Source organism: Falsirhodobacter deserti (assembly GCF_004015795.1).
Classification (GTDB): Bacteria; Pseudomonadota; Alphaproteobacteria; order Rhodobacterales; family Rhodobacteraceae; genus Falsirhodobacter; species Falsirhodobacter deserti.
This window is the reverse complement of sequence record NZ_ML137220.1, coordinates 73,922-85,929: the sequence shown is the minus strand read 5'-3', so window position 1 is coordinate 85,929 and position 12,008 is coordinate 73,922. Positions and strand designations below refer to the sequence as shown.

At 62.8% G+C, this 12,008-nt stretch carries 10 protein-coding genes; 7 read left to right on the top strand and 3 right to left on the bottom strand.

Annotation, left to right across the window (positions count from 1 at the left end; all coding sequences use genetic code 11):
• The first annotated feature begins 126 nt into the window (after window positions 1-126).
• Window positions 127-2,757: an ATP-binding protein gene (locus JX25_RS13160; RefSeq protein WP_128255557.1), complete on the top strand. Its 2,631-nt coding sequence runs from the start codon at window positions 127-129 to the stop codon at window positions 2,755-2,757.
• Between the two features lie 69 nt (window positions 2,758-2,826).
• Here JX25_RS13160 and JX25_RS13155 read toward each other — a convergent pair whose 3' ends face one another.
• The 3 genes from JX25_RS13155 to uxuA form a co-directional block, all read right to left on the bottom strand.
• Window positions 2,827-3,474: a PRC-barrel domain-containing protein gene (locus tag JX25_RS13155; RefSeq protein ID WP_164876160.1), complete on the bottom strand. Its 648-nt coding sequence runs from the start codon at window positions 3,472-3,474 to the stop codon at window positions 2,827-2,829.
• Window positions 3,475-3,736: 262 nt separating this feature from the next.
• Entirely contained in the window at window positions 3,737-5,209 is a 1,473-nt protein-coding gene (locus JX25_RS13150; protein ID WP_128255556.1) for a mannitol dehydrogenase family protein, read from the bottom strand.
• Window positions 5,206-6,429: a mannonate dehydratase gene (uxuA, locus tag JX25_RS13145; protein ID WP_128255631.1), complete on the bottom strand. Its 1,224-nt coding sequence runs from the start codon at window positions 6,427-6,429 to the stop codon at window positions 5,206-5,208. Before uxuA ends, JX25_RS13150 begins: the two co-directional genes overlap by 4 nt.
• 96 nt (window positions 6,430-6,525) lie before the next feature.
• On the opposite strand from uxuA, the gene JX25_RS13140 reads away from it, so the two are divergent.
• From JX25_RS13140 to JX25_RS13115, 6 genes are read left to right on the top strand one after another with little or no spacing between them, the layout of a single operon-like run.
• The gene (locus JX25_RS13140) at window positions 6,526-7,233 is read left to right on the top strand and encodes a GntR family transcriptional regulator (protein ID WP_128255555.1); all 708 of its coding nucleotides are present in this window, start codon (window positions 6,526-6,528) and stop codon (window positions 7,231-7,233) included.
• A 22-nt stretch (window positions 7,234-7,255) separates the two neighbouring features.
• On the top strand, window positions 7,256-8,236 hold the full coding sequence (locus JX25_RS13135) for a TRAP transporter substrate-binding protein (protein WP_206611595.1): 981 nt from the start codon (window positions 7,256-7,258) through the stop codon (window positions 8,234-8,236).
• Window positions 8,237-8,288: 52 nt separating this feature from the next.
• Complete coding sequence (locus tag JX25_RS13130; RefSeq protein ID WP_128255554.1) at window positions 8,289-8,789, top strand: TRAP transporter small permease; 501 nt, start codon at window positions 8,289-8,291, stop codon at window positions 8,787-8,789.
• Between the two features lies 1 nt (window position 8,790).
• Window positions 8,791-10,068, top strand: a complete 1,278-nt coding sequence (locus JX25_RS13125; RefSeq protein ID WP_128255553.1) for a TRAP transporter large permease — start codon at window positions 8,791-8,793, stop codon at window positions 10,066-10,068.
• Between the two features lies 1 nt (window position 10,069).
• A complete protein-coding gene (locus JX25_RS13120; protein WP_128255552.1) occupies window positions 10,070-11,113 on the top strand; it encodes an L-idonate 5-dehydrogenase in 1,044 nt (347 codons plus the stop codon).
• Window position 11,114: 1 nt separating this feature from the next.
• On the top strand, window positions 11,115-11,972 hold the full coding sequence (locus JX25_RS13115) for a sugar kinase (RefSeq protein ID WP_128255551.1): 858 nt from the start codon (window positions 11,115-11,117) through the stop codon (window positions 11,970-11,972).
• Window positions 11,973-12,008: the final 36 nt, after the last annotated feature.

Genomic DNA, 12,008 nt, shown 5'->3' with positions numbered 1-12,008 from the left:
CACATGGCGGGAAGGCTGGCCTTGCAACCATTTCATTGACCGACACGTATCGCACATGCTTGATCCCGCGCTATTGTGCTTCACTTCTGCCCATGCACCCCTCTTGGCGCCACGTAAGAAACGAACATGATTTCCCAGCAGCCTGCAGATCTCGCCTTCCTGAATTCGACGCAAAGTGCAGTCGGCGCGAAGATTGCCGCTCATGACTGGCGGAATACGGATGTGGGACCGATCGAGACGTGGCCCCTGTCGCTCCGCACCACGCTCGGGATCATGCTGGCCTGCCCTTCGCCGATGTTTCTTGCATGGGGGCCCAATCTCGTCTCGTTCTATAACGACGCCTATGAACCGCTTCTAGGATATCGGGCGCCTGATGCCCTGGGCAAGCCGTTCCGGCATCTTTGGGACATCATCTGGGATGACATCAGCCCGCTGGTCGAAGACACCCTGCAAGGCAGAAGCCGCAAGATGGTCGACATGCCTCTGGATATCGCCCGCAATGGCCAACCCGAGGAAAGCTATTGGACCTTCAGCTATTCCCCCGCGCTGGATGATGCAGGACAGATCGCCGGTGTCTTCGGCGTCATCAACGAAACAACGGACCGGGTGCTGGCCCACCGTAACCGGACGCTTTCCGATGAACGCCTCCACTTGGCGCTTTCGGCCGGTAACAGCATCGGAACGTGGGACTGGGACCTGCTGACGAATCTGGTCACGGCAGACATACGGTTCGCAACACTCTACGGCGTGGATCCGGAAAAGGCAGCCTCTGGCGCCTCGGTCGACGAATTCTTCTCCGGCATCCACCCGGCGGATCTTCAGCGCGTCAGAGCCGAGATCGAGGCCGCGCGCGTTGGGTCCGGCGTTTTCGTGTCGGAATACCGCCTTGCACGACCTGACGGCGGGACTCGCTGGGTTTCAGCTCAGGGCCGGTTCGTGAAGGATGCCGATGGCCGCGCGATCCGCCTTCCCGGGGCCAGCCTCGACATCACGAACCGCAAGCTGATGGAACTGGAACTGCGTGCAGCCAAGGAGGAGCGGGAGTTCGTCGTTGACCTGCTGGCCCACCAGCGGACCTTGTCGGACCCGGACGCAATCATCCGCCATGCCTCGCAGGCACTGGGCGAACGCCTTGGCGTCCACCGCACGGGCTTCTATCGCCTTTGCAGCGCGACCCATCTTCGCCACAGTGACGCATGGATCACCGGCAGCCTTTCCGCGCTGGAAGGAGAGCATCCGGTCGATCAATTCGGCACCTATGCCGCCCATGAACGGCAGGAAGGACGCATCCTCGCATTTTCTGACAGCCGCCATGATGCGGATGGCCGCCTTGTCCCCTATTCAGCAAACGGGGTGCTGGCCGCGGTATGCGTACCCCTGATGACAGGTGAGCGCTGGTCGGCGGGCTTCTATATGCATCACGCCGAGGTGCGCCATTGGACCGATGCAGAGATTGCGCTGGCGAAGGAGATCGCGACCCAGACCTGGCTTGCGGTGGAACGGGCAGAGGCACAGCTGCGCCTTGCGCAATGGGTGGACCTGCAGGATGCTGCGCTGCTGAAGGGCGCGTCCAAGCTTCAGGAACAACAGGCCCGTCGCAAAGCCGCCGAAGACCAGGTGCGCCATCTGCAGAAGATGGAAGCGGTGGGCCAGCTGACCGGTGGCATCGCGCATGACTTCAACAATATGCTGGCCATCATCATCAGCGGGTTGAACCTGACTCAACGCAAGCTGCGCAGCGGCAACATCGACGTTCAGGATTTCCTCGAAGGTGCGATGGAGGGCGCACAACGCGCCGCGTCGCTGACGCAGCGCCTTCTGGCCTTCGCCCGCCAGCAACCCCTGACACCCGAGGTGATCAACGTCAACGCCCTGATCTCCAACCTGACGGACCTTCTGGTTCGCTCGCTGGGTGAGACAGTCGAACTGCGGACCGAACTGGCAGACGGGCTGTGGAACGCCCAGGTCGACCCTGGCCAACTTGAAAACGCCATCGTCAACCTTGCCGTAAACGCGCGGGATGCAATGCCGACGGGTGGGCAGGTTCTTATCGCGACGCGGAACGTAGATATTGACGCCGTCCTGTCGGTGGAAACGGGCCTGGACGCAGGACCGTATATCCGGATCACCGTGACCGATACCGGAAGCGGAATGTCCTCCGAGACGCTGTCGCGGGCGTTCGAACCTTTCTTCACCACGAAAAGCGTGGGCAAGGGCACCGGCCTTGGCCTTAGCCAGGTGTTCGGATTCATCCACCAGTCGGGCGGCAAGGTCCAGATCGACTCCGAGGTTGGCCGCGGCACCACAATCACGCTGTTTCTTCCCCGCAATCAGGGGGAACTGCAATCCGCCAGCTCTCAGATGCCGGATGACCGGCCGTATTATGGGCGTGCTGATGAACTGATCCTTGTGGTCGAGGACGAGGAACAGGTACGCCATTTCTCGGTCGAAGCACTAAGGGAACTGGGATACACCGTGACCGGCGTCGGCAGCGGCGCCGAGGCGCTGAACATTATAGAACAACGGGACGATATCGCCCTGTTGTTCACGGATGTGGTGATGCCCGAGATGACGGGCCGCCAGCTGGCAGAACGCGCATCAGCGCTGCGCCCCGGCCTTCGCGTGCTGTTCACATCCGGATACACACGCAACACCTTCGCAGAGGCCGAGAAGATCAGCGGGCAGACTGATCTGCTGCCAAAACCATTCACCATGGACGAACTTGCAAGCAGGATCCGGTCCGTGCTGGACAGATAGCCTTACACCCCCAAAATCCGGATGCAAAAAGGCCCCCGAAACGGGGGCCTTTTCCGTAAGTGAAGGTGCTTATTGGAACCAGCCTTGCTCCAGCTCCGGCTTGGACTCCAGTTCTTCCTGGCTCATCCGGGTCACGACGGCGACACTGCCATTATCGTTCACAAGGCGCACGTCGTTCAGGCTGACAAGCACGACATCGTCGCCGATATCCAGCCAGCCGCCTGTTTCGATCCCGAGCCCGACCATGCGTCCATCGCTGGACAGCACGATGTCATTGACGGAACCGATGTTCTCCCAGTTCTCCCCGCGCTCTTCATACGTGCGGGCTTCGTTCCACGCGTTTTCATCATATTCGCTGTTCATCGAATAGATGTTGGCGCCGATGATCTCGTCGGCCGTGACGAGGTTTTCATAGTTCGTCTGGTTCACGAAACCGCTGTTGCCCATCATTCCCTGATGCTGCAAGCCCGTTCCATCCTGCGTCTGCATTCCGGAGGTGCCCATGCCCGTCGTACCGGTGGTGGTGGTGCCCATACCGGTCGTACCGGTGGCGCCCATGCCGGTCGTGCCTTCGGTGTGGACGCCCGTGCTGCCTTGCGTTTCCACTCCGGTTGCACTCTGGTCCTGAACTTCCGGTGTGGCGGCAGTTTGCGCACCAGCAGTGAAGGCGGACAGTGCGAGTGCGGATGCGGCGAGGGAAATGGCTTTGAGTTTCATCGTGATCCTCCGTAATATCATTTGTGCGGCGGCATAAGCCTTCCCGCGTGCACGACATCTCGATGTCGTCGGACCGGCTCCCTCCGGCCCTTTGGTCCGCGCGGATGCCGCGCGGCGATGTGGCCACAGCCAGGCACCGGAAGTTCGGTGCGTTCTGTCTGCTTCCTTTTGCATCACGGGTAACAAACGATCAAAGGCGGGCAATGTTCCGCCCGCCTTCATATCTTTCTATGGCCAGTTTCCGCCACCGCAGCGGCAGATCCTAGGAATGAGGGTGCGTTTGCGCCTCTTCACGCAGAACATCCGCCATGGGCTGCGCCAGCATCCGTGCCAAAATCTCCGTCACCGTTTCCGCCCAGTGTGCGTCAGATGCCAGTGGCGGCGGCATCAGGCCCGGCAGGCCGGACAAGGCGGCAAAGATCTCGGGCGCTGTGGTGCATCCTGCCAGTGCCTGCCCGATCTCCTCTGCACGCGGGTCACGAAGGTCATAAGCCGGCGTGTCATGGCTCGCACCGGTTGCATGACGCATCCATGCGGCAGTGGCAAAGGCGAAAGGCCGCAGGTTGCGGCCTTCCGACAGTGCCATCTGCGCCGGCTTGAAGATCCGCTGCGGCAGTTTTTCGGTGCCGTCCATTGCGATTTGGAACGTTTCATGCGCGATGGCAGGATTGGCGAAACGCTTCACCAGATCATCGGCATAGGCATCCACATCGATATCCAGCGGACCAAGGGTGGCTGCTGCCGCTTTCAGGTGCCGGCGTACCAGAATGGTCAGATCAGGATCTGCCATCACATCCCGAACGAAGCGAAGGCCTGCATGGAACCCTGAATAGGCCAGCATCGAGTGCGTCCCGTTCAGCATGCGCAGCTTCAACTCCTCGTACGGCGTGACATCGTGCACGAACAGGGCGCCCGCCACGTCCCATGAAGGGCGACCAAGGGGGAAGTTGTCCTCGATCACCCATTGATGGAAGGCTTCCGTTTCCACCGCGGCGCGATCTTCGCATCCTGTCAACCTTGCGGCCTCGGCCAGTGTGGCGGGCGTTGCGGCGGGGGTGATCCGATCCACCATGCTGGACGGGAATGCGACATCCGCGGCAATGCGGCGTGCCAGTTGCGGGTCGACGCGCGCTGCGAAATCCACGACCGCATCCCGCAGCAGGTGTCCGTTGCTGGGAAGGTTGTCGCAGCACAGCACAGTGAAAGGCGCAACGCCCGCCGCAAACCGCCGCGCCAGTGCCCGCACCAGAAGGCCCAGAACACCGCGCGGATGCTCCGGATCGGCCAGATCGGCCGCCACGGCAGGATGGGCGGGATCACACCCCCCGCCTGCGCGATCAAGCCCGTAGGCTTTTTCCGTCACCGTCAGCGTCACGATCCGGCAGTCAGGTGAAACCATCGCATCAAGAATCGCGCCCGTTCCGTCAGCGCAGCTTAGCGCCCGCGCGATGGAGGCGATGACGCGGGCGTTGGTTCCGCCCTCCCCCCGCTCGACCAGGGTAAAGCGGCAATCCTGCGGGCACAGCGCATCAACCGCATCGCGGCTGCGCAAGGAAACGCCTGCGATACGCCAGTCGCCGCCCGTCGCTGCCAGTGCGGCATCGGTATAGGCGGCCTGATGCGCCTTGTGAAACGCCCCCAGCCCCAGATGCACGATCCCGATGCCATGCGCTTCGGGATCGTAGGCAGGCCGCATGGCTTTCGGCAGCACGACTTGCGCGGAAAGGCGGGTCATGCCTGCACCCCTGTGACCCTCGGATGGTCAAGGGCAGTCATGATGCCACGCAGCTCTGCCAGACCTTTCAGCCGCCCGATCGCGGGATAGCCGGGCTGGGCCTTGCGGTTCAGGTCATCAAGGATATCCTGCCCGTGATCCGGGCGCATCGGGATCTGCCAGTCCGCGCGGCCTTCCGCCTTACGCCGACGTTCCTCATCCAGAACGGCGGCGATCATCTCCACCATGTCGGTCTGGCCGGCCAGATGCTCATCCTCGAAGAAGGACCCGCGCGGCTGCGACGGATCATCCAGTGACACGTTGCGCAGGTGCAGGAAATGTACGCGGTCGCCCATGCGGCGCATCATGCCGGGCGCATCGTTATCGGCCCGCGCTCCAAGGCTGCCGGTGCATAGCGTGATGCCGTTTGCCCGCAGATCGACCGCCTGCATGACCTTGGCGTAATCTTCCTCGGTCGACATGATGCGCGGCAGGCCCAGAAGCGGGAACGGCGGATCGTCGGGATGGCAGCACAGGCGCATGCCCAGCTCTTCCGCCAGGGGGGTTACTTCGGACAGAAAGTCCACCAGATGGCCGCGCAGCTTGTCTTCGCGAATGGAATCGTATTCGGCCAGATGGCGGCGCACATCTTCCAGCGTGAAAGCCTCGGCAGCGCCCGGCAGGCCGAACACGACATTGCCTGCAAGTTCGGTGCGGCGCGCGTCGGACATGTCGGCAAAGCGGCGTGCGGCTTCCTCGACGATCGCCTCGGGAAAATCCTCGGCTGCGCCGGGTCGCTTCAGGATATGAATGTCGAAGGCTGCAAAGTCGGCAAAGTCGAAGCGCATGCAGGTCGCGCCGGTCGGGCGGCGCCAGGACAGATCAGTGCGTGTCCAGTCCAGCACCGGCATAAAGTTATAGCAGATGACCTCCAGCCCCGCCTCGCGCAGGTGCCGCATGCTGGTCTTCCAATTGGCGATATGTTCGCGCCAGTTGCCCTGCTGCTTCTTGATGTCTTCGGACACGGGTAGGCTTTCGACCACGTCCCATGCCAGCCCCGACGGCACGCCATCGGTCATCGTGCCGATCTGGCTTTGCCGCAGCGCGATTTCCTCGGGCGTCCAGACGGCGCCGGTTGCAACGTGGTGCAGCGCAGATACGACGCCCTCCACCCCCGCCTGCCGCATGTCGTCGATCGAGACAAGGTCCTTCGGGCCGAACCATCTCCAAGTCTGCCGCATCATCATCCTCCCTCTGCGTCCGGTGAAGATTAGCAGCGAGAGTCGGTGTTGACTAGTATGGAAGTATGGCGCATCTTCCGCTTCGGGAGGAACGAGATGCGCGATGCGAGTCATTCAGGACAGGTCGACCCCGGCCTTGCGGTCGGCCCGCAGCTGACCCGCATCCTGCGGGAGCGGATCGTGCGCAACCTGCTGGAACCCGGAGAGCGGATTTCAGAGGCCGAGATTGCCCTGCAATACGGCACCAGCCGGCAACCCGTGCGCGAAGCCTTCATCAAGCTGGCCGAAGAAGGGCTGGTCGAAGTGCGCCCCCAACGCGGTACCTTCGTGCGCAAGATTTCCACGGCCGATGTCATGGATGCCCGCTTCATCCGCGAGGCGGTGGAAGCCGATGTCGTGCGTGCGCTGGCCGGCGATCCCGATCCCGCCCTGCTGCGGGAACTGGATGCGCAGCTTGAAGCGCAGCGGGCCCTTGTCCGGACGGAACCGCAGGATTTTCGCCCTCTGGACGATCTGTTCCACCGAACTTTGGCCGAAGGCGCGGGCCTGCCTTATGTCTGGCGCGTCATCGACGGGCTGAAGACGCAGATGGACCGTGTCCGCCAGATCTCGACCGAGAAGTTCGCGCTTGGAAAGCTGATCGAACATCACAGCGCGGTGGTTGAGGCGATCCGCCGCTGCGATGCCGACGGCGCGGAAAGCGCGATGCGCCTTCACCTGCGCGAGATTTTGAACGACCTGCCGATCATCCGGGGCGCCCGCCCCGATTTGTTCGAAGACCCGGGCCGCCCCGAGCGGACCTGACCATGGATTTGAGGGAGGAGCCATGATCATGAAGAACCTGAAAAGTGTCATCGCCGCAGTTATTGCCGCGCAGGCCATCGCCGGTGCAGCCGCCGCGCAGGATGTTACGCTGCGCCTTGGCCACCTGGCCAATGAACAGAACATCTGGAACAAGGCGGCCGAAAAGTTCGCCGAGGAAGTCTCGGCACTGTCCGAAGGGCGCATCGCTGTCGAGATCTATCCCAACGACACGTTGGGTTCGGAAATCGACCTGATCAACGGCATGCAGCTGGGCACCGCCGACATGACGATCACGGGCGAATCGCTGCAGAACTGGGCCCCGATGGCGGCCCTGCTTGCCCTGCCCTATGCCTATACCTCGCTGGAGCAGATGGACGAGGTCGCCTCCGGCCCGATCGGACAAGAGATCGAGCAGCAGGTCATCGACAAAGCCGGCGTCCGCCCGCTGGCCTATTTTGCCCGCGGCCCGCGGCAGCTGAGTGCGAACCGCGCGATCACCACGCCTGATGAGCTGAACGGCCTGAAACTGCGCGTTCCGAACGTGCCGCTGTTCCTGAACGTGTGGCAGGCGCTTGGTGCGCAGCCGACGCCGATGGCTTTCTCAGAGGTGTTCACCTCGCTGCAGAACGGCACGATCGAGGCGCAGGAAAACCCGCTGTCGCTGGTGCAAAGCGCCAACTTCAACGAGGTGCAAAGCACCATCAACATGACCAACCACGTCCGGTCCTGGATCTATCTGGCGATCTCGGAACTGACATGGGAAGGTCTTTCGGCCGAAGATCAGGAAGCCGTGACGCAAGCCGCCAAGCGCGCGCAGGAATACGAACGCGGCTTGTTCCTTGAGAACGAGGAAGCCATCCGCGCCGACCTGGAAGAAAAGGGCGTGAACTTTGTTGAAGTCGACGAAGCCGCCTTCGCCGAAAAGGCGCGCGATGCGGTGGTGAACGGCGTCAGCGAGGAACTTCGCCCGACGGTCGAGCAGATCTTCGCCATGCAAAACTGAACCGGACCCGCGTCGCCACGCGCGGCGCGGACCGGACTTATCCGAGGTCGCCATGCATAGCATCACCCGCGTTCTTGAAAGCGTATTCCGCGCGCTTACCGGCCTGTCCTTCGTCATCATCGGCGCGGCGGTCGTCATCCAGCTTATGGGCCGGAACGGTCTGATGACTTCGGTCGTCTGGACCGAGGAAATCTCGCGCTTTGCGCTTCTTTACATCGCGGCGCTTGGCGCGGGACTGGCCTTCCGCACGGGAGACATGGTCAACGTGGACCTCGTGTCGGAGGCGCTGCCCGGTCGCGCACCGTGGGTGCTGCGGCTTCTCGCGGCAGTCGCGACGCTGTGCGTGATGGTTGCACTGATTTTCCCTGCTTGGCGCTTCACGTCGATCGGGGCCCGGCAGACGGCGGCAGCCAGCGGCCTGCGCATGGATTTCGTCCATGGTGCCATCCTTGTGCTGATGGTCGGGCTGGCCTTGTTCGCGGTGCTTCGCATCATCGGAATGCTGCGCGGCAGCGAAGATGGCCGCCCCGTTCGGCCGGAAGAGGATATCTGACATGGATCTGTTCGTCCTTCTGGGCACCTTTCTTCTGGGGCTGGTCGTCGGGATACCCGTGGCCATCACGCTGGCGCTGTCTTCGGTCTGCTATGTGCTTTACGCGGGGCTGCCGCTGGTGGTGATCCCGCAGAAGATGTTCGCGGGCATGGACAGCTTCGTGCTGCTGTGCATTCCGGGCTTCATCCTCGCCGGCAACCTGATGAACATGGGCGGCATCACCGAACGCATCGTCCGTCTGGCCAACGCGCTGGTGGGCTGGGCGCGCGGCGGGTTGGGGCTGACAAACGTTGCAGCCTCCATGCTGTTCGGCGGCATTTCGGGAACCGCCGTGGCGGATGCGGCATCGATCGGCGGCATGATGATCCCAGGGATGAAGAAGGCGGGCTATCCGGCCGACTTTTCGGCGGCAATCACGGCTGCCTCCTCCACCGTCGGGCCGATCATTCCGCCTTCGGTTCCGATGATCATCGTGGGGGCATTGTCCGGCATCTCGGTCGGGCAGATGTTCATGGCGGGCGCCATTCCGGGCCTGCTGATGGGCCTGGCCATGATGCTGACGGCATGGATCATCGCGCGCAAACGCGGCTTCCCGCGCCAGCCGTGGCAGGGCTTCGGCGAGCTTCTACGTTCGTTCACCGGGGCGTTCTGGGCCGTGGCCATGACCGGCCTGATCATCGGCGGTTTGCTTTCCGGCCTTGCCACACCGACAGAGACTGCAATCGTCGCCTCAATCTATGCGTTCGTCGTCGGTGCCTTCGTGTATCGTGATCTTCCGCTGCGCCAAGTTCCCAAGATCATCATCGACAGCGCCGTTTCGGCAGCTGGCATTCTGGTTCTGGTGGGCTTTGCGAACGTTTTCGGCTGGATCCTCGTGGCCGAGCGTATCCCGCAGGCAATTGCCAGCGGCGTTCTGTCCATCACCGACAACCGCATCATCGTGATCCTGCTGATCAACCTGATCCTGCTGTTCGTCGGGATGTTCATGGAAACCATCGCCGCGCTGATCATTCTGTTCGTGCCGCTTCTGGCACTGGCCCAGGCTGTCGGGATCGAACCGCTGCATTTCGCGACATTCGCCGTGCTGAACCTGATGATCGGCCTGACCACGCCGCCCGTTGGCGTGTGCCTGTTTATCTGCGCCAACATTGCGCGGCTGCCGCTTGCGCCGGTGATCCGCGCGATCACGCCTTTCCTGCTGACCAACATCATCGTGCTGCTGTTGGTGTCCTTCTTCCCGCCGCTGGCCACCTGGCTGCCCTCGATCATGGGGAACTGACATGACCACCCGCATCTGCCGCCTGCACGGCGAAAACGACCTCCGGCTTGAAACAACGGATACCGGCATCCCCGCCGAGGGCGAGGTTCTGGTGGCCGTAGGCGCGGGGGGGATCTGTGGGTCCGACCTGCATTACTTCCAGCATGGCGGCTTCGGTCCTGTGCGGGTGCGCGAACCTATCATCCTTGGGCACGAGGCGGCAGGCACGGTGCTTTCGCTGGGCCCCGGCGTGACCGGGCTGGAAGCAGGCGACCGTGTCGCGCTGAACCCCAGCCAGCCCTGCGGTGATTGCCGCTTTTGCGACGAGGGTCTGCACCAGCACTGCCTGAACATGCGGTTCAAAGGCTCTGCCATGTATCTGCCGCATGAACAGGGCATGTTCCGCGACCGAATGGTGATCCGCGCGGCCCAATGCGTGAAGGTTGCGCCGCAGGTGTCGCTTGCCGCCGCCGCCTGCGCCGAACCGTTGGCCGTATGCCTGCACGCGCGCAATCAGGCCGGATCGCTGGCCGGCAAACGGGTGCTGGTGACAGGCGCTGGCCCCATCGGGGCGCTTTGCGTAGCCCTTGCCGCCGAGGCGGGCGCGGGGGAAATCGTCGTCACCGATCTTCAGGACGCAACGCTGAAGGTCGCCGCCGGCATGGGGGCGACGCGGACCGTGAACGTGGCGCGCGATGCAGCCGCGATGGAAGCCTATGCTGCCCAGAAGGGCCAGTTCGACGTTGCGTTCGAATGTTCTGCCGCCCCGCCTGCCATCCGCATGGCCATCGAATGCCTGCGCCCGCAGGGCACGCTGGTGCAGGTTGGCGTTTCAGGCGATGTGACGGTTCCGCTGAACCTGATCGTTGGCAAGGAAATCCGCTTCATCGGAACGCAACGTTTCGATAAAGAATTCGAACAGGCTGTTTCTTTGATCAACGAAGGCCGCATTCCTGTCGAACGCATGGTCACCGCCTCGTTCCCGATGGAACAGGCATTGGAGGCTTTCGCGGCGGCATCGGATCGAAGCCGCGCGGTCAAGGTCCAGCTCACGTTTGGGGGGTAGGATGACTGACATCATTTGTCTGGGCGAGGCGATGGGCGAGATCGCCTTCGCGCCTGACGGCACGCATAACATCGGGGTGGGCGGCGATACGTTCAACACCGCCATCTACCTTGCGCGCGGGGGGGCGAAGTCCGCCTTCGCTTCGGCCATAGGCGATGATCCGTTCGGGGCACAGGTTCGCGCGGCACTGGCCGAAAACAGGGTGGAGGATCGGCTGGTCCTGCGCGAAGGGGAATCGACGGGGATCTACTCGATCACCAACGACGCGTCGGGAGAGCGCTTCTTTCACTATTGGCGCAGCGACGCTGCCGTGCGGCGCCTTTTCCGCAACCCGCCGGAACTTGACGCGGATTGGGTCTACCTTTCGGGGATCAGCCTTTACGCATTTTCGGATGATCCTGACAGCCTGTTCGCAGCGTTGGAGGCGACACGGGCGAAGATTGCCTTCGACGGCAACTATCGTCCGCGTCTGTGGAAAGGGCACGAGGATGCCGCGCGCGAGATGTTCGCCCGCGTGATGTCCATGTCATCGGTCGTTCTGCCAACCTTCGACGATGAGGTTCTGATGTGGGGCGATGCCAGCCCTCAGGACACGCTGAAACGGATCGCAGGCTTGGGCGTACCTTTGGTCGTGCTGAAACAGGGGCCGGATGGCTGCCTGATCCATGATGGCGAAACGCGGCATGTTCCCGTGCCCGCCCCGGTGACGCCTGTCGATACCACCGCTGCTGGCGACAGCTTCAACGCGGCCTTCCTTGCAGCACTTGTGCGGGGTGAGGACGTGATCTCTGCCGCGCAGGCCGGACACCGCCTTGCAGGGCGCGTTATCGCCCATCGCGGGGCGATCGTTCCGACCTGACGGAAAAAGGGCCGGAGGATCCTCCGGCCCTTATCA